This is a genomic window from Salinivirga sp. (assembly GCF_055145285.1).
On record NZ_JBSRDC010000027.1, the window covers coordinates 66,054 to 92,440 of the forward strand.

General features: G+C 38.1%; 21 protein-coding genes and 1 tRNA gene. 11 read left to right on the forward strand and 11 right to left on the reverse strand.

All coding sequences use genetic code 11. The features are described from left to right. Positions 1 to 118 precede the first annotated feature (118 nt). A tRNA-Met gene (locus tag ACTB0Y_RS05770) sits at positions 119 to 192 on the forward strand. A gap of 30 nt (positions 193 to 222) precedes the next feature. Here ACTB0Y_RS05770 and ACTB0Y_RS05775 read toward each other — a convergent pair. Both ACTB0Y_RS05775 and ACTB0Y_RS05780 read right to left on the reverse strand, forming a co-directional pair. Then, positions 223 to 909 carry a DUF2490 domain-containing protein gene (locus ACTB0Y_RS05775; RefSeq protein WP_463205860.1) on the reverse strand — a complete coding sequence of 229 codons (687 nt, stop codon included), beginning with the start codon at positions 907 to 909 and terminating at the stop codon, positions 223 to 225. Further along, positions 896 to 1,489 carry a hypothetical protein gene (locus tag ACTB0Y_RS05780; protein WP_463205861.1) on the reverse strand — a complete coding sequence of 198 codons (594 nt, stop codon included), beginning with the start codon at positions 1,487 to 1,489 and terminating at the stop codon, positions 896 to 898. Before ACTB0Y_RS05780 ends, ACTB0Y_RS05775 begins: the two co-directional genes overlap by 14 nt. A gap of 187 nt (positions 1,490 to 1,676) precedes the next feature. Between ACTB0Y_RS05780 and ACTB0Y_RS05785 the strand changes: the two genes are divergently transcribed. Beyond that, positions 1,677 to 2,174, forward strand: a complete 498-nt coding sequence (locus ACTB0Y_RS05785) for a T9SS type A sorting domain-containing protein (protein WP_463205862.1) — start codon at positions 1,677 to 1,679, stop codon at positions 2,172 to 2,174. Positions 2,175 to 2,185: 11 nt separating this feature from the next. After that, a complete protein-coding gene (locus tag ACTB0Y_RS05790; RefSeq protein WP_463205863.1) occupies positions 2,186 to 3,523 on the forward strand; it encodes a hypothetical protein in 1,338 nt (445 codons plus the stop codon). A gap of 185 nt (positions 3,524 to 3,708) precedes the next feature. Here the strand turns inward: ACTB0Y_RS05790 and ACTB0Y_RS05795 are convergent, their stop codons facing one another. The 4 genes from ACTB0Y_RS05795 to ACTB0Y_RS05810 form a co-directional block, all read right to left on the reverse strand. Then, positions 3,709 to 4,788 (reverse strand): hypothetical protein, encoded by a 1,080-nt coding sequence (locus ACTB0Y_RS05795; RefSeq protein ID WP_463205864.1) that lies wholly within the window; start codon positions 4,786 to 4,788, stop codon positions 3,709 to 3,711. Between the two features lie 18 nt (positions 4,789 to 4,806). Continuing rightward, a complete protein-coding gene (locus ACTB0Y_RS05800; protein ID WP_463205865.1) occupies positions 4,807 to 5,811 on the reverse strand; it encodes a transglutaminase domain-containing protein in 1,005 nt (334 codons plus the stop codon). Positions 5,812 to 6,086: 275 nt separating this feature from the next. Further along, positions 6,087 to 7,190 (reverse strand): alanine racemase, encoded by a 1,104-nt coding sequence (locus ACTB0Y_RS05805; RefSeq protein ID WP_463205866.1) that lies wholly within the window; start codon positions 7,188 to 7,190, stop codon positions 6,087 to 6,089. Positions 7,191 to 7,283: 93 nt separating this feature from the next. Continuing rightward, positions 7,284 to 7,727: a GNAT family N-acetyltransferase gene (locus tag ACTB0Y_RS05810; RefSeq protein WP_463205867.1), complete on the reverse strand. Its 444-nt coding sequence runs from the start codon at positions 7,725 to 7,727 to the stop codon at positions 7,284 to 7,286. Positions 7,728 to 7,958: 231 nt separating this feature from the next. Here ACTB0Y_RS05810 and ACTB0Y_RS05815 point away from each other — a divergent pair, with 231 nt between their 5' ends. Continuing rightward, positions 7,959 to 10,592, forward strand: coding sequence for a PAS domain S-box protein (locus ACTB0Y_RS05815; RefSeq protein WP_463205868.1), 2,634 nt, complete (start codon positions 7,959 to 7,961; stop codon positions 10,590 to 10,592). A 162-nt stretch (positions 10,593 to 10,754) separates the two neighbouring features. Here the strand turns inward: ACTB0Y_RS05815 and odhB are convergent, their stop codons facing one another. The 3 genes from odhB to ACTB0Y_RS05830 form a co-directional block, all read right to left on the reverse strand. Continuing rightward, positions 10,755 to 12,038: a 2-oxoglutarate dehydrogenase complex dihydrolipoyllysine-residue succinyltransferase gene (odhB, locus tag ACTB0Y_RS05820; protein ID WP_463205869.1), complete on the reverse strand. Its 1,284-nt coding sequence runs from the start codon at positions 12,036 to 12,038 to the stop codon at positions 10,755 to 10,757. Continuing rightward, complete coding sequence (locus ACTB0Y_RS05825) at positions 12,035 to 14,851, reverse strand: 2-oxoglutarate dehydrogenase E1 component (RefSeq protein ID WP_463205870.1); 2,817 nt, start codon at positions 14,849 to 14,851, stop codon at positions 12,035 to 12,037. Before ACTB0Y_RS05825 ends, odhB begins: the two co-directional genes overlap by 4 nt. A 120-nt stretch (positions 14,852 to 14,971) precedes the next feature. Next, positions 14,972 to 15,478: an RNA polymerase sigma factor gene (locus ACTB0Y_RS05830; RefSeq protein ID WP_463205871.1), complete on the reverse strand. Its 507-nt coding sequence runs from the start codon at positions 15,476 to 15,478 to the stop codon at positions 14,972 to 14,974. A 405-nt stretch (positions 15,479 to 15,883) separates the two neighbouring features. Between ACTB0Y_RS05830 and ACTB0Y_RS05835 the strand changes: the two genes are divergently transcribed. The 6 genes from ACTB0Y_RS05835 (at position 15,884) to ACTB0Y_RS05860 (ending at position 23,313) form a co-directional block, all read left to right on the forward strand. After that, the gene (locus tag ACTB0Y_RS05835; RefSeq protein ID WP_463205872.1) at positions 15,884 to 18,703 is read left to right on the forward strand and encodes a PD-(D/E)XK nuclease family protein; all 2,820 of its coding nucleotides are present in this window, start codon (positions 15,884 to 15,886) and stop codon (positions 18,701 to 18,703) included. Between the two features lie 371 nt (positions 18,704 to 19,074). Beyond that, positions 19,075 to 19,869, forward strand: a complete 795-nt coding sequence (gene surE / locus ACTB0Y_RS05840) for a 5'/3'-nucleotidase SurE (protein ID WP_463205873.1) — start codon at positions 19,075 to 19,077, stop codon at positions 19,867 to 19,869. Further along, positions 19,853 to 20,155 carry a hypothetical protein gene (locus ACTB0Y_RS05845; RefSeq protein ID WP_463205874.1) on the forward strand — a complete coding sequence of 101 codons (303 nt, stop codon included), beginning with the start codon at positions 19,853 to 19,855 and terminating at the stop codon, positions 20,153 to 20,155. The genes surE and ACTB0Y_RS05845 overlap by 17 nt, the downstream gene beginning before the upstream one ends. Positions 20,156 to 20,181: 26 nt before the next feature. Beyond that, entirely contained in the window at positions 20,182 to 21,321 is a 1,140-nt protein-coding gene (gene lpxB, locus ACTB0Y_RS05850) for a lipid-A-disaccharide synthase (RefSeq protein WP_463205875.1), read from the forward strand. Beyond that, a complete protein-coding gene (locus tag ACTB0Y_RS05855; protein WP_463205876.1) occupies positions 21,318 to 22,490 on the forward strand; it encodes a SpoIID/LytB domain-containing protein in 1,173 nt (390 codons plus the stop codon). The genes lpxB and ACTB0Y_RS05855 overlap by 4 nt, the downstream gene beginning before the upstream one ends. A 259-nt stretch (positions 22,491 to 22,749) precedes the next feature. Next, on the forward strand, positions 22,750 to 23,313 hold the full coding sequence (locus ACTB0Y_RS05860) for a hypothetical protein (protein ID WP_463205877.1): 564 nt from the start codon (positions 22,750 to 22,752) through the stop codon (positions 23,311 to 23,313). 1 nt (position 23,314) lies between these two features. Here ACTB0Y_RS05860 and ACTB0Y_RS05865 read toward each other — a convergent pair whose 3' ends face one another. Then, on the reverse strand, positions 23,315 to 24,079 hold the full coding sequence (locus ACTB0Y_RS05865; RefSeq protein WP_463205878.1) for a DUF6962 family protein: 765 nt from the start codon (positions 24,077 to 24,079) through the stop codon (positions 23,315 to 23,317). A 177-nt stretch (positions 24,080 to 24,256) separates the two neighbouring features. Between ACTB0Y_RS05865 and ACTB0Y_RS05870 the strand changes: the two genes are divergently transcribed. Continuing rightward, complete coding sequence (locus ACTB0Y_RS05870; protein ID WP_463205879.1) at positions 24,257 to 25,618, forward strand: 4Fe-4S dicluster domain-containing protein; 1,362 nt, start codon at positions 24,257 to 24,259, stop codon at positions 25,616 to 25,618. Here the strand turns inward: ACTB0Y_RS05870 and ACTB0Y_RS05875 are convergent. After that, positions 25,608 to 26,387, reverse strand: coding sequence for an amidohydrolase (locus tag ACTB0Y_RS05875; RefSeq protein WP_463205880.1), 780 nt, complete (start codon positions 26,385 to 26,387; stop codon positions 25,608 to 25,610). The genes ACTB0Y_RS05870 and ACTB0Y_RS05875 overlap by 11 nt on opposite strands.

A 26,387-nucleotide genomic window follows, 5' to 3' on the forward strand; every position in this document is an offset into this window, starting at 1 on the left:
ATATAAAAAAAATATGATAATTAATACAGGTCAGCATGAAAATTATTTGCATTTTTTTCGGTCTGTCTCTTGTAAAAAGAAATTAGTTCTATATATTTGCACCCGCATTAAAAATAATGGCGAGATAGCTCAGCCGGTTAGAGCGCATGATTCATAATCATGAGGTCCCCGGTTCAAGTCCGGGTCTCGCTACAAAGAAGCCTGAGTTGTCTCAGGCTTTTTTTATATCCCGAAATAAAATGAAGTGGCGATAAAAACAGCATGCCCCACTTTACTGGTATTGATATCAGAGCCTCGATATTCGAGTGCAAGCTGCAGTTTTTGATCTTTAGAAGGCAACCAGCCCACTCCTACGCTCAATCGGTCTTCTACATCCTGGCTTTTATTGTTTAAATTCCAAAGTATTTCATTGGAGGCAATCCAATACATTTCTCCTTCGTCGAGCCGATCACCGCTTATGGGTGCGCTATAGCTCAATCTATATCTCAACCGTATGACATAATCATCGGGGTACAGGCGGTTTTCGAATCTTGTGCGGTGGCTAAATTTACTTCCCAGCAACAATGATTTAAAGCTATATTGCAGTGTAGCGCGATTTTCAATCCTTACTGATGGTTTAAACTGATCGTTCCCGGAATACACATAACCTAAACTCAATTTATTACCTGTAAAGGTTTTTCTGGTAATAAAAAATTGCCCCTCGGCTTTTCTAATTCCTGAATAACCGGAAGCACCCCATTTTAAATCCTGACGAATTTTCAGACCCGCCTGGAGTGTATACCTGGTAGAAATATCATAGGAAGAAGATAATTTGGGTTCCCAATAAAAATCCGGATCATTGCCTGCCCAGAGCATACTCACATTTATTACAAGAAGTAAAAAAAATACAAACCGTTTAATATACCACATTGTCATCTGTTACTTTTTCAAATTTTCTTTTTTGTAAGATTTGAGCTTCATCGCTTATTAAAATCTCATAAGCTCCAATTTCTTGCCCATTTTTCTCCACTACACGTACTTTAACTTCGTAGTTAATATCAAATTTCTCCAGCATTCCTTGCAGATAAAAATGAAGCACACTTGCATTGTTGTCGGTCTTTGGTTTATATTGCTTTTGAACCCTTGTAATTTTATATTTTTTAAATAGCTTTTTAAACTGCTTGTCTATTTTACCCATCAACTCTTGAGGGATATCTCTTTTTTGCATAATTACTTCAATATCTTCGAGGGTGCCGTCAGGTGAAAACTCAACACTGAGTTTTTGTTTGTTCCAAATGAATTTAGCCTCATATGAAACATTTGTTCCATCTGTTTCTCTAATGTAACGCAGTTGTTTTGCTTCTGAAACCTGGTTCAGCTGAGATAAAGCTGCTTCCGGGAAAACTGATTTGTCGACGTACACTTCCCGTTCTTGCTTCACATCCTGACCAGAGAGTTGATTTGTCACTATCGACAAAAACAAGAGTGCTAGTAAGAATTCTATTTTCATCCGTTTATAATTTTGATTATCTTTAAATAATCGCTGAAATTAAATAATAACTGTTGCTGACCCAATATTTTTACACTTAAATAACAGTTCCAGTGCATTTTAAACAATCATAGCTACAATCTGTTTATCCTCTAAGTTATATAACAGAAAAAATAATACAAATCTATATCAATTAAAACACATAAAAATGAGAACACTTTTACTCACCACACTGGTTTTATTCAGTACTGTAAATATTTTCTCACAGTCTATCACAAAAGACGTAGTTAGTACTGCAGGGGATAGTTACATTAATCAGAATTTAGCATTTCAGATGTCATGGACTTTAGGTGAAGTCGTATCCGGAACGTTCTATTCCGATGCACAAGGACTATACATTGAACAGGGATTCCAGTCAGGTGCCATCAATAATGGAAATGCTATAAATAAAATAATTACAGAAAATCATCTGCAAGTATTCCCTAACCCTTTTTCCAACTTATTACACATTATAGTAGAAGAAACAAGTTTATCAGAATATCAAATTCTGGTATATAACAACCTGGGACAAATTCAAAGAACCTTTCATTTAAATGGCGATGCCAGAACAACTATAAACGTTCAGGATTTGAAACCGGGCATATATTATTTGCATTTACAAAACAAAGAGAAAATTTTGAACCAAATTAAAGTCATAAAACAATAAAACAAATCGACATGAAAAACTTACTGACAGTGATTTTGGTTGCTTTTACCCTGAGTATTTATGCGCAACCAAACACATTCAATTATCAGGGCGTGATAAGAGACCAGGATGGCACACTCATGACAAACGCAACAGCCATGCTTGAATTATCAATTTTAGATATGAACGAGCTGCCTGTATACACAGAAATACATGAGATAATCACCAACGACTTCGGCCAGTTTTCAATCCAGGTTGGAGCAGGAGATCCAATAGCAGGAGATTACAGTACAATAAACTGGGGTAGCGGAGCATACTTGCTTTCTACAGCGGTTTCATTTGATGCAGGAGCAAATTATACCACAATAGGGGTTTCACCTTTATTAGCGGTACCTTATGCTTTGCATGCTGCCAATAGTTCAATGCCTGAAGGTGTTCAAGGACAAATCTTAACTTTTAATGGCAGCAGCTGGGTCTCAACAGGGGCCCTAACGCTTATGGAAGATAAGCTGGCCATTGGCACGGTACCGGGAACGCCAAAACTCCTGATAAAAGGTGATGAATCCTATGGCGAAACCGATCCAATTTTCGAAGTACGCAACAGTCAGGGAATGCCTGTCTTTTCTGTGTACGAAGATGGGGTTGAGATACACATTGACGAGTCATCGAAAGGGCTTAAAGGTGGTTTTGCAGTTGGCGGACTTACCGGAGGAAAAGATAAAACGGTTACCAATTATTTTAAGGTGGCACCAGACAGTGTGCGCATTTATGTAAAAGAAGAGACAGGAAAAGCTCAAAAGGGTGGATTTGCCGTAGGTGGGCTAACCAGTGGTAAAAGTATACCTTACAATTTGTTTACAGTTTCGCCCGACAGTACCAGAATATATGTGCAGGAATCAATAGGGAAAGCCCAAAAGGGTGGTTTTGCGGTTGGTGGACTCACCAGTGGTAAAAGAGGCTCTTATGATCTCTTCAGGCTATCCCCGGACAGTACAAGATTTTATGTTCCGAATTCCGGTCCGGATTATCCAAACCGGAGTGGCTTTGCAGTAGAAGAATTGAGTCCAGGAAAAGAAGGTCAGGGTACTCAATACCTGAATCTATCCTCGCAAGGTATACAAATGATGCACACCAGCCCTTACGAATTCAAGGCATTGGGAGGTTTCAATGTAATCACGGGAGAACCACCCGAGTTTCCTGATACCACAGGTATAAAAATACTGCCGGGAAGCAGCTTCGTTGATCCCTACCTGAATAAAAAACAAACGGTTAATGAACAAAACGCCATTATAAAAAAACAAGAAGCAAGAATTGATGAATTAGAAAAGCAGGTGAAAGCCATAAAAAAGATGCTTGAAAAACAGGAATAAAAGGCAGTAAGAACTTTTGATAATCAAAAAAAGTAAATTGCATTTTAAAGGGTCTCGTTTCAAACGAGGCCCTTTGTTTTTTGCATTTGTTTTAACTTGAATTATTAAGCAACTAAACGGATGATAAATCCCATCTAATGTTTGGTAAGAAAACTAAATTGAAAGCTGTAACCACAATTCTTTTTTTACAAAGTATAGGTTTTCCCCTGGTAATAGACACGTCTGTTTCTTCCTTCCTTTAGTACAATAACATCAAAGTAAAGATCAAAACTAACACCGGGCATTGTACTAATCACCTTAGCATTACCATTTTCTACAAGCTCAACCTGGTTTTGCCGGTTATAAAAAACAAAAAAACGGTTATAAAATTTATAAACGTCAGGAATATAGTCACACACATAAGTTTCGGTGCCATTACGCAGCGTATACAACTGATTACCGTTCTCAAACAACAGAGCTTCCGGACTGTATTTTATTACTTTAGGCTTTTGATAGGTCAATAACTCTTTTTGTTTTCCATTCCAATAATAAAAGTTCCCCGATTGATCGACCCAAACCTGCCAGTTATATTTTGTTTTAAACCAGGTAGGCGGATAGTATTCAAGCGTTTGGATATTTTCACCAGAAATAAATTCCAAAGCTCCTGTATCATAACTTTTCACCAAAATACCACTCTCTCCCGCACTGAATAATATACGCTCCTGGGTGAATTTCATTACATGCATATGTCCTTTGGAAAACACAAAAAGCTCCTCATTACCATCTAAAACAGCAAGGCTTCCTCTGCCCATACCAAGTGCTTTAGTTTGGAGCGAGTAATAATTTTGTGCAAAAAGATATACTTTATGTTTATAATAAATCTTCAGGGCATTATCAAAAACATCTTCATAAAAAATAAGTTCTCCTTTAACTTTCATCATGCGTACATCCCGGGAGATTTGTTTAGTGATACCATCCTGCCAAACATAAAGATATCCAGAAATTTTCCAGGCAATAAGATTATCAGTTGCAACAAATGATTCTATGCTTTCAGCCACTTCCGTTAACTTACCATCATAGTATACTTTCATATCATTCATAAAATCAATATAGGCCATAAAGCCATCACCTATATGTTTTTGCAGCACTTTATTGTGTTCTACCTGCTTAAAAACTCCGTTGTCGAAAACAAAAAGCCGGTTTTGATCATCCTCAATCAAGGCCAGCCCATCGGACCTGGCAATTATTGTTGAAAAGAGCAATAATAATAAAGATAAGTAACGCATACGCAGTTTTTGTCGATTCTACTTTTTATAAAAGTCTATAAACTTTTCCACATTGGCAATATTTTTCCTTACCATTTTTCGTAAAACTCTTTCATTGGCATTCAGTGCTCCGCTTAACATCTCCTCTGCTCTACGGTAATATTTAAGGCTTTTATGTGCAAGCTGAAGTTTTGTTTGCAGGTCGAGTGATTCATCATTGAGTGGCTTTGAATAAGCATAAGCAGCCTGATTCATTAGTATTGCCGGCTTATAAACATTCTTGCTAAAGTACCGATACATTCTTTCTGCTGAGGCAATCTTTTGCTGCACTGAATCCAGTTTAATAAATGCTGCCAGGGTATCTTTATAATTGTAGCACTTTTCTTTACTGCGGGCAATTTTTAACACCTCGCTTGAGTCTTTGAGAAACTCATCGGGTTTAATGGGGCATGGCAGCAACTGCATAGCCGGGTCTTCAGGCAAATGCTCTGTAATAAAAAATGCCGGATCTGCCAGAAAATATTTTTCCTGCATAGCAGGAACATATCTACCCCGCATGTTTAAATGTCCTGCACCCCACGTAGCATCTATCAAATGCCATTCATTATTGGCCAGAACTATATTCCATGCATGATCGGCATTTTCAAGTTTCTTGCGATTCTGATACCCATAACCTTTACTAAAACCCGAAACAATCAGCGCTTTAATACCTACATTTGCAGTAAGACTCTCAAACAAATTACTGTATCCTTCACACACTGCCCGGCCTTTTTGTACAACTCCGATTGCAGTGGAATTGGGTATCTTTCCCGACCGGAAAGATTTTACATCGTACTCAATATTGTGGGCTATCCATACAAAAATAGCACGTAGCTTTTCTTTTTCGGTGTTGCTTTTGGCTGTAATCTCATCTGCCATTTTATGTAAATCAACATTTCTTCCGAAATCAAGACTTCGCACATAATTATCTATCCCTTCGTAATTCTGGGCACTTACAAATGTGGAAATAAGCAGTAGTATAAAGAAAATTTTAAACCTATCCATCTGTTTATTTTTAATTTTCAATGGTTAGACTCGTCTCAATGTAAATTGGAATGTACCTCACCATGATAAGTTAAATTTAGATCATTCGCTACCGTTAATTCCCCGTTAGCACTGCATTGTGGGATCTGCAAATCGGCGATATCTTGTTGGCCTTCTAACAAATCATGGCTCGGTTCATTTCGGATAACTTATGATTACTTCAAATTAACGCTCTTCTAAACCCAATTGTTGTTCCTATCTATGCAATGTCTGGAAGTACTTTCTTATGGTATAAATTACTCGTCTTCAAAAGTTAGATCAATAAACTTCGAATGAAGCAAACGGGCTGCAGCCATATAAGAAGGTTTAAAACAAATGGCATTGTTAATAGAGTATTTTTTTTCGCCTTTGTCGTTTACATTTTCACCCAAATCGTAAACGGTCATATCCGAAGTAGTTCCCACAAATTCTATTTCAGGATCTGTTGGTGTTAAATCATGATAATCAACGTCTAACATACCAAAGTCAACAATTCCCTTGTAGGTTTTTTTATCCAGATCTACTTCCTTAAAGCCTGCTGTATGGCCAATGTTCGCCTCATTTATTATTCCATCAGGTACAATTCCTTTTTCTTCTAACTCAATAAGGTTGGCATAAAAGTTAAATGTTTCAGTCGACAGTTCCAAAAACTGCTCATTGTCATAAGGACTTGTTCCAAAAAATGCAGCCTCTCCAATTCTAAAATGGTTGACCTCCGGTGGCACATTGCCTTTTTCAAGCAATGGCAATGTAATGGAGCTTCCGCCCGAAATAAGTTCGATTTTTTTGTTGAATTTATATTCAATAAGTTTTTTATACAACGATAATTGTAACAGCTTGTCGTAACTAGGTTCAACGCCATACATGCAACCAAGGTTCGAACCTAGTCCAATAACCTCAATATTAGACATTTCAAACACCCGCTTATAGAAATTCACCAGGTTGTCGCGGTCAATACCTTCGCGCAACTCACCCATTTCAACCATCAATATAATTTTATGTGTTTTTTCTTGTTTCTTTGCAGCTTCATTTAAAGCTACAATGGTGTTGTAGGATGAATTCAGAGAAATATCAGCATATTCCACTACTTCATCTGCATAAACCCGCGCAGGGGGCTTAATGTAAATGGTTTGAATATCAGGATAAACCGCCTTAAGGTTTTTCAGGCTTGTAAGACGAGAATCGCCCACAGAATGTAGATTCTTTACGATTTCAGGAGTAAGCAATCTGCTCAAAAATTCTCTGTCGCCAGAAAAGACCTTAGTTACAAGACTCCACTGCACATTATACTGTTCCAGATACCGGGTAATGGTACGGATATTATTTTTTATTTCGCTTATTTTAATATTTAGGTGTGCCATAAATTACAGAGTTTTAATTGTACCTACGATGAAAGGCTGCTATCGCATAAATTGATGCAACAACAGCCTTTTATTGTTTCTTTGAGAAATGAATTATTTGTTGTCGTAACGCATTTCGGCGTACTTGTTGGAAAATCCAAGTCGCTCATAGAGCCTTTTCGCCGGGTTATCGTATTCAACATGAAGTTTCACATTGCCATTGGCCTGTTTGAAAGATTCTTTAATAATCTCTCCACCAAAGCCTTTACCCCGATATGTAGCATCTACTGCAACGTATACGAGAATATTCTCGGGAATATATCCTGACATGCCTGTTTCATTCATGATGAGGCCGCCAACAAGTTTATCTTCATAAAATGCTGCCAACAAAAAGCCGCCCTCTGATTCTGCATCAGAAAATGCGTAATCGATTGATTTGTTTATGTCTTCCTTAGGATCTCCAAAACGATCCAGGTGAGTAAACATAAAATCTAAAAACTCTTCTCTGCTAGTCTTTTTAAATTCGTCCTCTTTTGTAATTTTTACAATGTCTAACATAAATTAATATGGTTTAAATTTAGCGTGATTATAATACTTTTTTTTAATATTTCAAAATTATATTTCGCTATTGGGCAAAATACGCGGCATAGATCACAATTAATTCTCTTAATTACAATTTATTGTTTATTAAAATTTTTGGGTATTAATACCTATTTAAGAGTTGCAAAAAATGGGCTAATTTGCATTGATATCATTTTTTTAAGGAATCATTAAAGAATCACTTGCTGCATGCCAATAAGGAAAAATAATAATAGAGAAATACTTTCTCTCGGTAATGCTTTTGAATGGCAAATTGATTTGAAAAAAAACAAGATATTCCTTGATGACAATTTCGAAAATCGAACCGGTCTTAAAATATCATCTAAATTATCTATATCAGAATTTAGGCGACTATTATTAACAGCATCGTCTAAAGAATTTTACAGGCAACTTCAGGAAATAAAAAAATCCATACGAACCGATGTTAATGTTAATCTTGCATTAAACGTTAATGATAAAGCCCTAATCAGGATACAGTTTAATGGAAAATTCGACAATCAGAATTCGATAATTCAAGGCATAGCCTTAGCCGGGAGACCAGAAGAAAAGAACGCTCCGAAAATAGATCTTACCCAAATTTTGAATCATTGCGAAGAAGGTATTATCGTTACTAACTCTGATGATAAAATCATTGATGCAAACAATATTGCCCTTGAGTATGCAGCCGTCAAACTTACTGAACTAAAAGACAAAACAATTGATCACTTTTACAAAGCGCTCAACCCGGAAAAGAAATTTACACAGATATCGACAAAAGAAAATCAAGAATCAGATAAAGAAATTGATATAAACGCACAAAATACCAACTTAATATATCAGGTTAAGCAGAATGATAAACAAAGAAAGTATCTCAAAGTCGAAACAAAACACCTGGCAGCAACCGAAGAAACATTTAAGGTACTTTACATAACTGATATTACAAATCAGAAAAAAGCCGAAGCCAAATCCTTTTTGCATTCCGTAATACTCAATAAAGCCCCTGTATCCATAACATTCACAAATCCTGAAGGTGAAATCCAGTTTGTAAACACTGCTTTTAGCAAAATAACCGGTTACGATTTTAAAGAGGTGAAATCGAGAAATCCACGAATTTTACAATCAAGTGAACATACACAAGCATTCTATCAGCAACTATGGGAAACCATAAAAAGCGGTAAAACCTGGCAAGGGCTAATGCATAATAAAAGAAAAAATGGTGAACTATATTGGGAAAAAGCAATAATCACGCCTCATATTAACGAATATGGTGACCTTGAGGGTTTTATAAAAGTTGCTGAAGATATTTCAGAGCAGTTAACAACCAGTAGAAAATTAAAAGAAAGTGAAATCAGATATCGCGATGTATTTGAAACTGCCGGGGTGGGCATTATTTATATAAACAAAGAAGGAAGAGTATTAGATACAAATAACAAATTCAATGACTTACTCAATATAAAAGAGGAATCGCTGAAAAACAAATCAGCCATTGAGCTCATAAACAACAAACTACCCAGGCGCCTGGCCAAAGAGTTATTAGCTGAATTATTTCATATACTTAAAGGTAATCGTATTGTTCCCAGAACAATTCAGGTAATGGAAAAATTTTATGAAATTCAATCCGATTATAACCCAACCCTGGAGAGTAATATTGGCATAATCAGAGACGTAACCGACAAAAAGCTGGCAGAGCAAAAACTCAAAAAAAGCGAAGCCAAATATCGATACCTGGTGGAAAACATGAACGATGGGTTGGCCATTACGAGCAAGGAAGGCGAGATAACATTCATGAACCCGGCTGCCGAGAAAATCTTTGAAGTTGAACCGTACCAGGTTGGAACAAAAACGCTGAAAGATGTAAGTACAGCCTCATCGCTTGAGATAATCCAACAGGAAGAAGCACAACGAAAAACAGGGCAATCGAGCACCTATTACGTTGAGGTTATTACCAGAAAAAAACACAAAAAAAATCTTGAAATAAACGCCTCTCCAATTTATGATGCTGAAAAAAACTTCAACGGTTCATTTGCAATAATACGTGATATAACAGAAAAATTAGAGGCTGAAATGGAAATTAAATCTGCCAATAGCCAATTAAAAAGCATCAATAAAAAACTACAAAAACATGGCAGTGAGCTTGAAGTTGCAAAAGAAAAAGCAGAAGAAAGCGAGCGTCTGAAAAGTGCTTTTCTGGCCAATATCAGTCATGAGATAAGAACACCAATGAATGGAATTGTGGGATTTGCACAGCTTGCAATGAATTCAAGCCTCGGCGACGAAAAACGAAACAGCTACCTGCAAATTGTTTCGGACAGCACATTACAACTTGAAGCCGTAGTAATGGATATTATCGATTTATCAAAAATTGAAAGTGGAGAATCAAAATTCAGCAAAAAAACAACTGATTTAAATGAAATAATCGAAAGTGTGTACGATTATTTTGTGTCAGAAGCCCAGGATAAAGGTATTGGATTTGATATGCAATACGAAGGTGAAATACCCAAGTTTAAAACTGACCCGATAAGATACAAACAAGTAATAAAAAACATCACACATAACGCACTGAAATTCACAATTAGCGGCACGGTCACGCTAACAGCAAGATTAGAAAAAACAAGTGTGGCAATTATTGTAAAAGATACAGGTATTGGAATTCCTGAAGCATATCATGATATTATATTTGAACCCTTCAGGCAAGTTGAACAAGCCATGAAAAGACGCTTTGGAGGCACCGGCCTTGGCCTTACTATTGCCCGTGAAATTGCCAGGAACCTAAATGGTGATATATCTCTTAAGTCGGCCCCGGAACAAGGCAGTACTTTTATTTTTCGACATCCATTAAGCTAAGGGATTGTAATGAAATAAGTAGGCCGTTATAACGAAGTTATTTTGTTCTTTAGCAACTTGAAAATACTGCGAATAGCGGGCTATTTAATGAATTTTCAAGGAAGTTAAAGGGCAAAAGAACAAGTTTAAAACGTCAAGTTATTTCGGCACAATCCCTAAGCGCTATAGTTCGAGCAACCGCTCATTGGCATTGCCATCGCTTAGCAACATTACGGGATTCTCAATTAATTCCTTAATGGTTTTAAGAAAACTAACCGAACTCATTCCGTCTATTATTCTATGGTCGTAAGATAGTGCAATATACATCATGGGTCGCACTACAACCTGGCCATTGATGGCAACCGGCCTATCCTGTATGTTATGCATACCCAGAATACCCGCCTGTGGGGGATTTATGATGGGTGTAGACAACATAGACCCAAAAATACCTCCATTGGTAATAGAAAATGTTCCTCCCTGTAAATCATCGATGGTTATTTTACCATCCTTTGCTTTGTTAGCCATTTTGGCAATCTCAGTTTCAACAGTAGCGAGAGACTTATCGCCTGTGTCGCGAATCACAGGCACCATTAAGCCTTTAGGAGTTTGCACTGCTATGCCAACATCCGCATATTTGAAATAAACAATTTCATCACCGTCAATCATTGCATTTACCTCGGGAAAAGATTTCAGGGCCACAGCAACAGCTTTTGTAAAAAATGACATAAAACCCAGCTTGACACCGTGTTTTTCTGTAAATTTCTTTTGATATTTTTTACGCATCTCCATAACTGCCGACATGTCAATCTCGTTGAAAGTTGTCAGCATGGCTGTTTCGTTTTTAACTTTCACCAGGCGTTCACTGATTTTCTTACGCAACGATGACATTTTTTTTCGCTCGGTAGTTCTGTCTCCACCCGAACCAGTTTCTGCCGAATCAGATTCCTTAAGGCCCTGCAGTCCGCGCTCGGTTGTTTTCTTGTCTAACCTGGCAATACCATTCAAAATGTCGTCTATTGAAACTTCGTGCGCCTGCATTATTTTATCTGCCACAGGTGTAGTTTTTACAGTACCGTGCTCCTCACCCGATACTTTAACTTTTTGCTTTGCAGGCTCTTCTCTGTTCTTCTCAACCTCATTAGATTTAGGCTCTTCCTGGGTTTTCTCTTCTGCCTTGTCGCCCTCTTCTTGCTTACCGGAATCGCTTTTACTTTCTGATGCTTCGCCTGCCTTGCTTGTATCGATAGTACAAGCTACACTCCCTACCTTTACAGTTTCTCCTTCGGGTGCCTTTATCGATATTTCACCACCTTCTTCGGCTGCCAGCATTAATGTGGCCTTATCCGATTCGATTTCGGCAATTTCCTGGTCTTTTTCTACGATGGCACCATCTTCAACGAGCCATGAAGCTATTTCTACTTCGGTAATAGATTCTCCGGGTGTTGGAATTTTTATATCAACGATCATAGTACATTATGTTTTCTCAGTTCAAGAATATAATCGCGCTGTTTTTTAATTTCTTCTCGCGCTTTTCCGGTAACACACTGTAAACCACAATACTCATTATTGAGTTCACAGGTGCAGGGCTTAAATACTTTATTAATAATTTCTTCCTGCTCTGTTTTATGAATGGCAGAAAGGCCTGTTGCAGGACTTCCACTTCGTAATCTGGCCACTACCTGAAGTGGGATGTGTGGAATTTGGTCACGTATATATTTCCACGCGCCCATATTTTCGGGTTCTTCCTGAACCCAGAGCCACAATAAAGTATTGGGATATTTCTTAATAATTTTCTCAACCTTTTGTTCGGGAAAAGGATGAAGCTGCTCAACTCTTACCAATGCGATATCATCTGCATCGAGTTCCTGTTTGCGGGCAAGCAAATCGTAATAAATTTTTCCGCTACAAAAAACCACTCTCGAAACCTTGTCGGGTTGGTTATGGTTATCATCTATCACTTCTTGAAAATGCCCCTTAGTCATTTCATCTACAGACGATATACATGCCGAATGCCGCAACAAACTTTTAGGTGTGAAAATTACCAGCGGTAAACGAAATTTACGGAGCATTTGCCTTCTCAATAAGTGAAAATAATTTGCCGGAGTAGTGGGATTTACAATTTGCATATTATCAGATGCTGCCATACTAAGGAAGCGCTCAAGCCGGGCACTCGAATGCTCCGGTCCCTGACCTTCGTATCCATGAGGAAGCATCAGTGTTAAACCGTTTTTAAGTCCCCATTTTTCTTCTCCTGAACTAATAAACTGGTCTATTATAACCTGGGCAACATTTGAGAAATCACCAAACTGTGCTTCCCAAATGGTTAAAGTATGGGGCGAGGCCAGGGCATAGCCATATTCAAATCCCATTACGCCATATTCTGATAGTAGACTGTTATAAATTTGAAAATCCTCGGGATTCGATGTCATTTTGCGATGCGGTGTGTAGTGCTTTTCACCATTTACATCCATAAACACAGCATGACGATGTGCAAATGTGCCGCGCACACTATCCTGCCCGCTAATTCGCACGCGGTAGTTCTCCTTAAGCAAGGTGGCATAGGCCATTAACTCACCCATTGCCCAATCTAATTTGTCGTTTTCGACCATTTCTTTACGGTCGTTGACAATTTTTACGGCTTTTTTGAAAAACTTAAGCTTTTCAGGCAAATTCGTAAGTTTCTCTGCCAATTTCAGAAATTCCTTTTTATCAAATGATGTATCTATTTGCTCTTTTATTAATTTATCGTCCGGATAAGGATAGCCCTTCCAGTCTTCTTCGAGGAAAAGTTTTATATCAAGTGATTCTTTTTTTCTGGCCTCATCAAAAGATTTGTCCAGCTTTTTACTGAAATCATTGTTGACCTTTTGCAATTCATCCTTACCTGCAACTTGCTCCTTCACGAGCTGCTCCTCATAAATCTGCCTTATATCCGGATGCTTTGCAATTATGTTGTAAAGTTTTGGCTGTGTAAAACGTGGTTCATCGCCTTCGTTATGTCCGTATTTTCGATATGATAAGATATCTATAAAAATGTCGGTATGCCATTTCTGACGAAATTCTATTGCGAGATTAATGGTATTGACCAGGGCCTCCACATCGTCGCCATTGACATGAAAAACAGGACTTCTGGTAACTTTGGCCACATCGGTTGAATAAGTGCTCGAACGACCATCAAGGTAGTTAGTAGTAAATCCAACCTGATTGTTTATCACAAGATGAATTGTTCCCCCGGTTTTATAGCCGGGCAATTGAGACATTTGAATAATTTCATAGACTACACCCTGAGCGGCAATAGCAGCATCGCCATGAATAAGAATGGGAGCCACTTCGTTGTAGTTACCATTGTATTTCTGGTCGATTTTGGCTCTTGCAATCCCTTCGACAACTCCACCAACAGCCTCTAAGTGTGAAGGATTGGGCGCCAGGTTAAGTCGTACTTCTTTGCCCTGATCTGTAGTAACACTATTGCCATAACCCAGGTGATATTTCACATCGCCCAAACTGACTCCTTTTTCGTATGATTTCCCTACAAACTCTCTGAAAATGTTGGCGTATGGTTTTTTTAGAATATTTGCGAGTACATTCAACCGGCCTCGGTGCGACATACCAATTATGAATTCCCTGATACCTTTTTCTGCTCCATTCTCAATAATGGAGTCAAGTGCTGGAATTATAGCCTCTGTCCCTTCCAGAGAAAAACTTTTTTGACCTATAAATTTTTTGTGTAAATATTTCTCAAAGCCAACTGCTTGCACCAAAAGCTTATAGATATGTTTTTTTCTTTCGACACTAAAGCGGGGCTGATTGCGTGTGCCTTCCATCCTTTTCTCAAGCCAGTCAACAACTTCGGGATGTCGGATATACTTGTACTCCACCCCAATATTATTGCGATACGTTTCATTCAGGTGAGCAATAATATCTTCCAACTTTGCCGGGCCGATACCTAAGAGGTTTCCAGACTGAAATACCGTTTTCAGGTCGGCCTCTTCCAGATCAAAATTCTCAATGTCAAGCGTAGGCCTGTACTGTCGTCGTTGCCTCACGGGGTTTGTTTTTGTAAACAAATGTCCCCTTTGCCGGTAGGCATGTATAAGATTAACGACGTTAAATTCCCTGTTGGTTATCTTTGTTTCGCCATATTGTTTACGGGAAAAATCGAACCCCTCAAAAAAATGTCGCCACGTTGGTTCTACAGCATTCGGGTCTTCAGTATATTGCTGATATAATTTTTCTATTGCATTCACATCTGCATTACCCAGAAACGAGAGTTTATCCATAAGTGATATGAAGTTTAACTTTTTTTTAGTAACAAATGAGCGTTTCCAATGTTTGTTTTCGAAGACAAAAAGAAAAGCTGCCCCAAAAGAGACAGCTTTTATAAATAGATAGGCAATAAATTATCGGCTGTAATCCTGCAATGCACCCATTAATTTCTTACGGGCAATGAAAATTCTGCTTTTCACTGACCCGATAGGCAATCCGAGCTCCTCAGCAATTTCCTTATACTTGAAACCCTCGGTATGCATTGTAAATGGTTTGCGGTATTCTATCTCCAGATTATTAATGGCCTTACGAATCTCTTGAACCGAGAAGCTGGCATCCGGGGATATAAATCCTGAATCCTGTGGTACATTCAGAAAGTGCAACTCCTTTGTTGTATCTAAGATTGTTTGTGACCGGGTTGCTCTTCTGTAGTTATTAATGAATGTATTCTTCATTATTGTAAATGTCCAGGATTTCAGATTGGTTTTATCCTGAAATTTATCTTTATTGCTTAATGCTTTAAGCATAGTTTCCTGCAGAAGATCTTCTGCTTCTTCGGCATTCGTAGTTAGCCTGTAAGCAAACCGATGTAGATTATCTCTTAAACCGGTTAATTGATTGTTGAATTCGATTGCAGTCATAGGTGTCGTTTTTTGATTAATTTGTTTAACAAATCTAATACATTATTGAACAAAATCCAAATAAAAATATGTTAAAAAAGTCTTAATATTTAGAATTATTCTAAATTAGAATAGGCTATTATACTAACATATTGCATTTTATGTATATTTTTATTTTGCGTAGATTAAAATTTAAGGATGTTTTTATCTTAAAATATATTTCTACGTTAAACAAAAGTTCTCAAAAGTCCTGATATTATTGGTAAATCAAAGGCACAAAACAATATTTTCTGTAGACATCAAAATTAAATTAAATCCATTAAAGACTGATAATCAATACATATAAATTAAAAAGAAAATTATTCTCAATTGTAAAATTGGTTAGATTTTATGTTCTAATTACTTTTATTGTTTAATAATTATATCATGAAAAAATTCCTCGAGCTTGTTGCTGAAAATTTACTCGAAAGAAATAATGGTCAATTTCAGGATCTATTAATCATCACACCGGGTAAAAGACCAAGGACATTTCTGAAACACATTGTATCTCAATTAATAGAAAAACCACTATTTACTCCTGAAATACTGACTATTAATGAATTTATAGAAAAAGAAAGCAAACTAAAAATTATAGAAACAATACCGGCAATAACCAATTTATACCTGACCTACACTAAAATTGTCAGTAAAACAGAAACCGTAGACAATTTCTGGTATTTTGGAGAGATGCTTTTGGCTGACTTTGACGACATTGACAAATACATGGTCGATGCAGGTCACCTATTCCAATATGTACACGACCTTAAAGAGATAGAACAACTTTTTGGAGATATTGAGGACGATCAACTTGAATTAATAAAACAATTCTGGCAAAACCTCTACAAAGGTAGCGGTATTGAAAATCAGGAAAAAGTACGCGGTCAATTTCTGGCATTCTGGAAACATCTGCATCAAATTTACAAATCATACAAAAACGGTTTGCACAACCAAGGATTAGGCTATGAAGGAATGCTATACAGAGAAGTAGCTGATAAAGCTGACCGCGACAAACTGAATTTTAATGATAAAATTCCGGTCTTTATAGGATTCAATGCACTAAGTAAAACTGAGCAAAAAATATTTGATGCAGCACGTACAAGCAATGGTTTGTTTTACTGGGATTACGACCAATGGTACATTAATAAACCCGCTCACGAAGCAGGCTACTTCATGCGTCAAAACCTCAAACGTTATCCTTCGGCACTCAAAAACACAGAAAACTTTGACAACCTCAACAAAAAAAGTCACCTGCAGCTTATTGGCGTGCCCGGAGAGATTGAAATGGCCCAAAAAACCACAGAGCTATCTGCAAGGGAATTCAGCACTACAGAGGACCCTCTAAAAAACGGCATTATTTTGGGCAACGAAAGCTTACTAACCCCACTTTTGCAAACTATAACTTCATCAGCCGGAAAGTTAAATGTTACCATGGGCCTTCCATTGCAAAACACAAGCTTACTCGGTCTGATAAAAAACCTCATGCAGGTAAAAACTCAAAGAATACACAATGAAGGAAAAACATACTTTAAAACCTCATGGGTACTGGAAGTTTTGCAACAGGATATCCTCAACACACCTGAGCTAAAGGAAGTCCGTGACGAACTGATTAACAACAACAGGATGTTTTGTAATTCGGAGTCGCTAAAAACTGATTCTATTGGTTCCCTATTATTTCCCGAAGGAGATATTAAGCTCATCGGTTATTTAAAAGCAATATTAAAAGCCATTGCAGAATACAACGATGATGAACAAAGCGAAAAAGAATACATCAATACTGGCGCAGCAGTGACCATTTACAGCGCCTTAAATCAACTATCGCAACAAGTAGAACAAAACTACCTTTCCCTGCCCGAAAAATTAATTATTCGACTCATAGACAAAATACTGAACAGCATCAACCTCACGCTGGAGGGCGAACCATTAAAAGGAACCCAAATAATGGGACTTATTGAGGCAAGAACCTTAGACTTTGAAAACCTTATCATTTGTGCTGTTAATGAAGGTTTTCTCCCTTCCTCATCGGTAGCTCCCAGTTTTATTCCTTACAACTTACGAAAAGCATATGGACTGCTCACTTTTGAAAACCAGGATGCTATCTTCGCATATTACTTTTACAGAGCCATACAAAGAACATCGAGGCTTACACTCATATACAATTCCAATGAGGCTGACAATGATTATGGTGAAAAGTCGAGATTTATTCAGCAGCTGGCATTCGAATTTCCAGGCTCAATTGCAGAAGAGCGCCTTCAGCATATAATTGCCCCCGGAAATGAAAAATCCATTGTAATTGAAAAAGACCAAAAAGTACAATCGCTTCTTAACCAATACCTGACAGGCAAAAGAAAGATATATCCCATTCAATTGAACACTTATATCAATTGCCCACTGAAATTTTATTTGCAATATATCGCAAAAATCAGGGAACCTGAAACACTCGATACCGGCATTGACCAGCGTGTATTCGGACAAATATTCCACGACACCATGGAATTGCTCTATAAACCGCTATCCGGAACTAATAAACCTCTGTTTAAAGCTAATCTCGCCCCCTTTTTGAACGATGATGCTATTTTGAAACAAATTAACACATCCATGCAGCATAAATTTGGGGATATTGACTTGCAGAAACTATCGAATGGTATGGTGCACCTCATTGAGCAAGTCGTATTAAAATATGTAAAAAGGCTGATTAAGAATGATATTCAAAACGAGGGGTTTATTTTACACGGACTCGAAAACGAATATGAAACACAGTTTCATTTTAATCAGGAACAAAATGTGGTTTTAGCCGGAAAAATAGACAGGCTCCAGCAAAAAGAAAACGAAATACATGTAATCGATTACAAAACAGGAAGGGCTCCCACGCAAAAACCAAGGTTTGAAGACCTTTTTGCACCCGATTTACCCAAAAGACCTGATGCACCATTTCAGGCCTATTTATACACTACAATTATTGAAACTTATGCTTTTGCCAAAAACAAAGAGCTTATTCCATCTTTGCTTTACATACAGGAAAACCGCCCCATACATGCTATTTCCTTTTCAAGGCAGAAAACAGAAAAATACGCCGACTTAAAACACCAATTCACAGAGCACTTACAACAAACCCTGACGGAATTATTTGATGTTAGTGTGCCATTCAGGCAAACAGAAGACAGTAATATGTGCAAAAACTGCTATTTTAAAGCCATTTGCCACAGGTAATTAAAAAAATAAAATATGCGTTTTTAAATAATTGTAACTATACTGCACACTACATTTTAGAGATAAGATCATTAATTAAAATACTTAGTAAAAAAACAGCACCCACTGCGGCTAAAGGCAATACACGAACCGCCATTCCCCTGCCATGATAGCTATTGCGAGTATGACTAATATTGCATTTTTGTTCTTCTTGCTCAATTTAGCCATAATAAGTTGCTTTACGTAATAAACATAGAACTACAAAGATTGGTTGAAAAGACATGAGCATTCATAAAAAGAAGTCCTAATACTCATAAGAAGCCTTTGTTTATCCTGCTACAAACCCGAAACTTTATTTATATTTGCCAATTAAACGAAAAACTAAATTCACCTTGAAAGATAAAAACAGACCTTTAATATTTGTTTCAAACGACGACGGGTACTATGCCCGTGGCATGCAAACTTTAATTGAAGTAGTTTCAAAATATGGTGAAGTCATTGCTGTAGCCCCTGAAAGTGCACAATCAGGCATGTCGCATGCCATTACCATTAAAGAACCTTTAAGGTTACAAAAAGTACGTGAAGGTGAAGGCATTACACTTTACAAATGCAACGGAACTCCGGTAGATTGTGTAAAATTAGGACTGAACCAGGTTGTTCCAAGAAAACCGGATATCATGGTCAGCGGTATTAATCACGGGTCCAACGCATCTATTTCGGTCATTTATTCCGGCACCATGGGAGCCGCCATAGAAGCATGCCTGAACGGGGTTACTTCTATAGGATTTTCGCTCCTCGACCACTCAGCTGATGCTGATTTTGAAGCGGCCGCTTACTACGCAGACCGCGTTTTTCGTTACGTACTCGAAAATAAATTATCGGCCTACACAACGCTTAATGTAAATGTACCCAAAGCAAAACCAGACGAAATTAGGGGCTTAAGAGTATGCAGACAAACCCATGGCACCTGGAAAGAAAAATTCGAAAAACGAACCGATCCCCACAATAAAGATTATTACTGGCTAACAGGGTCATTTAATAATTTTGAACCCGAAGCCACAGACACTGACGAATGGGCACTGGCCAACAATTACGTAGCTGTAGTACCCATTAAAGCAGACTTTACTGCTTACCATGCCCTTGAGCATATCACAAAACTAAACTTTGACCATGATAAGGAAAACTAAAAAATTTGATAATATATGGTTCGGCCTGATAGGTGCTGTGATACTTACAGTATTATCTTTTTTCGGTTTTTATTTGATTAATCAAGCTGAATTCGGGACCTTCCAGAAATTCCTGAGCGCTTTAAAACTAACAGAAATGTTTTCGTCTGTAGTTAGTTTAAGCGCTTTGCCAAACCTGTTACTGTTTTTTATCTTTATCTGGACACACCGCAACCGGTCTGCAAAAGGCGTGCTTACTGCTGTAATGATTATCACCATAATGGTAGCATACCTGAGACTTGGATAACTATAACCCAAAATAACTGCATAAGTATGAAGTATTACATAATAGCGGGCGAAGCATCTGGAGATTTACACGGAGCTAACCTTATTAAAGGTATACGAGCCAATGATCCGGAAGCACAAATCAGAGCCTGGGGTGGCGACTTGATGCAGGAAAATGGAGCCGATCTGGTACGGCACTACAAAGACACAGCCGTAATGGGCTATATGAGCGTTATCAAAAGCCTTGGAAAAATCCGAAAGAACCTTAAGCTTTGCAAACAAGATATCGTGGAATATAAGCCCGACGTTGTGATATTTATCGATTATCCCGGATTTAATTTAAGAATAGCAAAATTTGCTAAAAACAAAGGGTTTAGAACATTCTATTACATTGCACCCAAAATCTGGGCCTGGAAAACCTACCGGATAAAGGCCATAAAAAAATATATAGACCATTTATACAGCATTCTCCCATTCGAAGTCGATTTTTACAAGGAGTTTAATTACCCCATTGAATATGTTGGAAACCCGTTACTCGACGCCATAGAAGCACAGCTCAACCGCGGAGAACTTTTAGATGATTTTCTTCACAGACACAATTTACCCCATAAGCCAATAATAGGATTATTGCCAGGTAGCAGAAGACAAGAAATAAAAAACTTGCTACCCATGATGCTACGCCTAAAATCACATTTTCCACAATACCAGTTTCTTATCTCGGCAGCACCGGGAATCAACGAAGATTATTATGAACAATTTATGGAAAATGATGAAAATAACAACCTCATTCATAACGATACTTATCAGATGGTTAAACATGCCGATGCCTGCATTGTAGCATCCGGAACAGCAGCCCTGGAGACCGCTTTAATAGGCACTCCACAGGTAGCGGTATATAAAATAGGTGGTGGTATTTTGGCCCATGCCGTAGCGAGAATTGTATTAAAAGTAAAATGGGCAACTTTGGTAAATTTGATCATGCAGAAAGAGATTATTAAAGAACTGCTGCAACAAGACTTTACCTTTCCTAAACTTAAAAAAGAACTGACAGCCATTCTCCCCAATGGAGAAAAAAGAGATAAAGTGTTAAAGCATTATCAGGAGTTATACAGTAAAATGGGGAATACCGGAGCATCAGCGAGAGCTGCCGAGTCAATGGTTAAACGATTAAAAGAAGATCTGAGATGATCCAAAGGTTAATATTTTTCGGACTTATTATATTTTCATTTCAATATGCATCCAGCCAGGATATACGTATCGGGCTTTATCATAAATTCGATGTGAAAACCCTTGTTTTTAAACCTTTACATGGAGCCTATTACCTGGAAAACGATCAGGGATATAAAGAAAAAATCAAAGGTAATGATGTCATTTACATCACACTGGTAGGAAATCAAATAAGTATTTGGGGCATTGAAAAACACATGGGATTGTCACATCGTATAGCTATTACCCCCAAACGGAGCAATAGCATGTACAGCCTCGAACCTGCCTTCCCCGCTCTTAAAAAGCACCGCTACGAGGGCCATTTGGAAATATCAATCCATCCGGAAGATAAACTCACCATTATCAACCAAATTGCTTTTGAAAAATATGTGGCTTCTGTAGTAGAGGCTGAAAGCGGAACAAGGGCACGCGAAGAATATTATAAGTCTCAGTCAATAATCAGCCGCACATATGCCTTAAACCATATCGACCGCCACGAAAACGAAAACTTCAACCTGTGCGACGATGTACATTGCCAGGTATACAAGGGCGTGCAAACAGAAAATAAGGCTATACGCACCGCCGTTGAAGCAACCAAAGGACTGGTTATCACAGACGAAAACCGACAACTTATTACTGCCGCATTTCACTCAAACAGTGGTGGTTTTACCGTAAACTCTGAAGATGTGTGGAGTGCAGCTATGCCCTACCTAAGAGGTAAAAAAGATCCTTACTGGGCCGATCAGCACAACTCCCTCTGGAGCGACACAATTGCTTTGGCAGATTGGGTTCAGTTTATGGATCGTATAGGCATCAAACTACCGGAAAATTATTATCCCAATGTGCTTTTCAGGTTTAATCAACCAACACGCCAGCGCAACATGACAGTTGCCGGCCAGTTGGTGCCGCTGAAGCACGTGCGCAATGAGTTCAAACTTAAGTCAACATTCTTTTCTATCACTCCCGAAAAAGACAAGCTGATAATTAAAGGGCGCGGATATGGACATGGAGTAGGACTATCGCAGGAGGGAGCTATGAAAATGGCTCGCATGGGAAAAACTTATGAAGAAATTATAGACTTTTATTATTACAATGTAAATCTCATGAATATTGACTCTACCACTTACTTAACGCGATTGCTCAGTCAATAACCAAACAACCTGTACTCAACTCATTCATTTGATAAATTCGTTTATCAGCCTTATAAAACTACAGCCTGTTTATCATTTACAATAAATTATATAGAAGGAAACCAAAGCCACCATCACAGCAACCTGTAAAACAACCCTTTACTACCACCTCGCTGTTTGATGAATAAAATAATTGCACAAATTAAAGATGATATTTGTTTAACGAATTAATTTTGCACAGCTTCCCATTTTAACTTACTTTAGCCTCAAAAACAGGGATATGCGATTCACATTAGCTTTAGTTGTGGTATTATTCTTTGCCGCTTGCCAATCTGACAATCAAAAATCACAGCAAAAAGAGCAGAATAAAACGGATAACTTATACAAAAAGTATCATGTTAAAAAAATGATGCAGTACGCTCACGACCTGGCTTTTTATGACCCTGATGATCAAGGCCGGTTAATTCAATCTTATTTCTTCAATAAACAAGGAGAAATAGTCAAAGTAATTCGGTACGATAAAAGTGGAAATATTTGCTTCTCCGAAAATATCGACCCTACTACGGAAGCAGGCTCGAATAAACACATAATTAAAAGTCATAAAAACGATTCCTTAACCATTAAGAATTATGGCCCCAAAGGTGATTTGAGAAATAAAGTATCTCACACGTACAATGAAAAAGGTCAAAAAATATCTATGATTCGCAAAAACGATAATGGAGAAATTGTAGAAAAAACAATTTACAAATATTATCCCAACGGCTTACTAAAACAAGATATCTATTGGAACATGGATATTAAAAAACCTGAACAGATAATTAACTACGAATACGAATACTATTAAACTAACGGAATAGAAGTCTATCGTGGTTTTTCTTTAACATTTTAACAGATCCCCGGTAAAAAATATAAGCACTCACAGCCATTAAGGTGTGACTGATATCGAAATGGTTGAACCATTTACTGATGCCAATTTCATACATATAAAAGAGCGCAGCTACTGCAGCTACTGCAACACCGATTACGAAAAGTTTACTACCTTCATTTTTCGTTCTGATATAAGCATATCCCTGTAAACTAAGTACAACAAACATAAGACCGTAACCCGAGTGAATTTCGACATATCGAAAATTAAGTGTTGCTAGTGTTATAGCCATAAATGTGAATAGCTCGACGAGGTTTACAATTTTAAAAGCACTACCCACACCTTTTTTTACCACAGGCCGTACCTGTTCAATGGCCGCCCGCTCCACAAACATTACAGAAAGCATACTAAAGATCCATCCGGGTAGTTTCCAGGCATAAGCTGGTTCATGAGACTTCAGAAATGCTATTTGATCAATAATTTGGGTTACCCAATCAGGATTCTCCCAACTGGCTGAAAAATACCATAAAAAGGCGTGACCAATCAAACCACCAATTGCGGTGGCAATCGACATGAGGATAAAATACCACAAAAGATAGGATTTTAACCTGCTATGATAAGGTAAGCGTAATAATTGGATAAATGCGTACAAACAGACACCTGCTACTAACAGATCTGTTCCAACGGTTACCGGCTCATTTATTTGTAATCCCCAAAGCTCAATTGCTGGTTGATGTAAGGCCATAGCTTGATTTTATTGCATATTATAACTTTTATAGGACAATTCAAAACTATTATTTTGAAAAGCCTTATAACTCCTTTTACTTCAACTAATGGTTGACCGGCTATTTTGTTTAAAAAGCTAAAAAGTTATCTTTGTTCATACAAGATTACTTAAGCAGTTACAACCGATAGCAAATATATGTCACCAACAACCTTAATAAACCTAATCCTTGCCATCCTTATCTTTACAATTGCTGTTGCTGGCGGTTTAGTTTTGGCATACGAGCGCTCCTGCAGAGCTGTTTTTTGGAGTATAATTTTCGCTCTAATATTACCCGTGCCCTATTTACTACCAACCCTTTTTCCTGCAGTAGCAAACTCCTATTATCCATTGACATTATTGTTTGCAACGGCACTGTTAATCCCTGCATTTCTTTATAACCCAAAGCAGAAAAAATTTGCACCAAAGACACCCTTACAGCAACATGACGAACGTGCAACAATGTTCTCCAGGCGAGAATTAGTGCCCGGGAGTAAAAATTTCGAAGTCTATTACACGGCCCATCCAGAACACCTTACTCCTGATACAACATGGAGAAAAAAACCCGGGTTATTAAATCCAAAGTCAGTTTTCTATCATCCGGTAAGCTTTGCAGCAGCAGAAGCATCTTTTCAAACCATTAGCAAGCTAAGCACCTTCATAAAAGGATCGAAAAATAAGAACCAGCAAAAACTACCACCAAGAGAGCTAACCCATTTTATAAAAAAGTGGATAAAAAAGCAGGGCATGGCTGATGTAGGTATTACACAAATGCAAAATTACCATTATTACCATACCAAAGGACGCGGTAAAACATACAACCAGCCGGTAACACCTCGATACAAAAACGGTATTGCCTTCACTGTGGAAATGGATGAAGCTTTTATCACGGCAGCACCAAAAGGTTCTGCCGTGATGGAATCAGCTGAAAAATACCTGAAATCAGGTGTGCCAGCAGTACAACTTGCCGCTTTTTTGAGAGAATTGGGTTACGAAGCCCAGGCACATATCGATGGTAATTATGAAGTTGTTTGTCCGCTTGTGGCACGCGATGCCGGCTTAGGCCAAATAGGCCGCATGGGACTGCTGATGACCCCAAAACAAGGTCCGCGAGTGCGCATTGCTGTGGTAACTACCAACGCACCGCTTGAAACAGATAGCATTTCATCTTTGGCCTACAGCATGAATGAATTTTGCACGTATTGTAAAAAATGCGCTATAGTATGTCCCGGCCAATCAATTCCATTCCACGCCCGTAAAATGCAGGATGGGGTTCTGCGTTGGAAAATAAACGCAGAAAGTTGCTTTACCTACTGGCAAACAGCCGGCACAGATTGCGGCCGTTGCATGGCCGTGTGCCCATATGCACATGCCGATAATTTTTTACATAACAGCATACGCTATGGAATACGCCATTCAAAAATATTCAGAAGAATAGCCGTGGTTCTTGACGATTTATTTTACGGTAAACGTCCTTCTTCGAAGTCCATGCCCTCCTGGATACCGTCGATTAAAGTTTAAGCTCGAAATCGTCGGCATCTGTCATTACCGGAAATTTCTCACGAAAAGCATTAAGGTCAGCCAATGAGATTTCAACTGTTTTATACTCTTCAATACCAGGAGTAAGTGCCAGGTCAATTTCACCTCTTGGATTTATCATAGAAGAATTACCACTGTAGGTAAGTTCCCGGCCATCTGTACCTACCCGGTTAACGCCGGCAATATAACACTGGTTCTCGATGGCTCTTGCCACAAGTAATTTCTCCCAAACTTTATATCTCGCCGAAGGCCAATTGGCCACATAAATACCTAAATCGTAACTGTTTTTATTACGACTCCAAACCGGGAAACGCAAATCGTAGCAAACGAATGGTGCAATGCGCCAGCCTTCATAATCAATTACAACCTGCTGGTTACCAGATGCATAAATCATATCTTCACCGCCCATCTGAAAAAGATGACGTTTATCGTAAATTTTTTCTGCTCCTGTAGGGTCAACCCATACAAAACGGTTATAAAAGCGGCCCTGATCTTTGATCATTATGCTTCCACAAATGACAAAATTAAACCGTGCGGCCTCCTTTCTCATCCATGCAAGGGTGTCATCGGGCCAAACTCCAGCAACTTTTTCAGGTGACATAGAAAAGCCTGTAGTAAACATTTCGGGCAAAACTACTATATCTGTGGTGTCTTTCAGGAACTCAAATTGCTCGCTAAAACGAAGTCTGTTTGCTGCCGGATCTTCCCATATCAGGTTCCATTGCATTAATGTAACACGCAAATTATTCAT

Coding starts and splice junctions, on each gene's coding strand:
- ACTB0Y_RS05825 (WP_463205870.1), bottom strand. CDS start 14,851: ATGGATAAACTCTCGTTTCTGGGTAATGCAGATGTGAATGCAATAGAA.
- ACTB0Y_RS05875 (WP_463205880.1), bottom strand. CDS start 26,387: ATGAATAATTTGCGTGTTACATTAATGCAATGGAACCTGATATGGGAA.
- ACTB0Y_RS05800 (WP_463205865.1), bottom strand. CDS start 5,811: ATGGATAGGTTTAAAATTTTCTTTATACTACTGCTTATTTCCACATTT.
- ACTB0Y_RS05795 (WP_463205864.1), bottom strand. CDS start 4,788: ATGCGTTACTTATCTTTATTATTATTGCTCTTTTCAACAATAATTGCC.
- ACTB0Y_RS05775 (WP_463205860.1), bottom strand. CDS start 909: ATGTGGTATATTAAACGGTTTGTATTTTTTTTACTTCTTGTAATAAAT.
- ACTB0Y_RS05790 (WP_463205863.1), top strand. CDS start 2,186: ATGAAAAACTTACTGACAGTGATTTTGGTTGCTTTTACCCTGAGTATT.
- ACTB0Y_RS05860 (WP_463205877.1), top strand. CDS start 22,750: ATGCGATTCACATTAGCTTTAGTTGTGGTATTATTCTTTGCCGCTTGC.
- odhB (WP_463205869.1), bottom strand. CDS start 12,038: ATGATCGTTGATATAAAAATTCCAACACCCGGAGAATCTATTACCGAA.
- lpxB (WP_463205875.1), top strand. CDS start 20,182: ATGAAGTATTACATAATAGCGGGCGAAGCATCTGGAGATTTACACGGA.
- ACTB0Y_RS05870 (WP_463205879.1), top strand. CDS start 24,257: ATGTCACCAACAACCTTAATAAACCTAATCCTTGCCATCCTTATCTTT.
- ACTB0Y_RS05855 (WP_463205876.1), top strand. CDS start 21,318: ATGATCCAAAGGTTAATATTTTTCGGACTTATTATATTTTCATTTCAA.
- ACTB0Y_RS05785 (WP_463205862.1), top strand. CDS start 1,677: ATGAGAACACTTTTACTCACCACACTGGTTTTATTCAGTACTGTAAAT.
- ACTB0Y_RS05830 (WP_463205871.1), bottom strand. CDS start 15,478: ATGACTGCAATCGAATTCAACAATCAATTAACCGGTTTAAGAGATAAT.
- ACTB0Y_RS05845 (WP_463205874.1), top strand. CDS start 19,853: ATGATAAGGAAAACTAAAAAATTTGATAATATATGGTTCGGCCTGATA.
- ACTB0Y_RS05865 (WP_463205878.1), bottom strand. CDS start 24,079: ATGGCCTTACATCAACCAGCAATTGAGCTTTGGGGATTACAAATAAAT.
- ACTB0Y_RS05835 (WP_463205872.1), top strand. CDS start 15,884: ATGAAAAAATTCCTCGAGCTTGTTGCTGAAAATTTACTCGAAAGAAAT.
- ACTB0Y_RS05805 (WP_463205866.1), bottom strand. CDS start 7,190: ATGGCACACCTAAATATTAAAATAAGCGAAATAAAAAATAATATCCGT.
- ACTB0Y_RS05810 (WP_463205867.1), bottom strand. CDS start 7,727: ATGTTAGACATTGTAAAAATTACAAAAGAGGACGAATTTAAAAAGACT.
- ACTB0Y_RS05780 (WP_463205861.1), bottom strand. CDS start 1,489: ATGAAAATAGAATTCTTACTAGCACTCTTGTTTTTGTCGATAGTGACA.
- ACTB0Y_RS05815 (WP_463205868.1), top strand. CDS start 7,959: ATGCCAATAAGGAAAAATAATAATAGAGAAATACTTTCTCTCGGTAAT.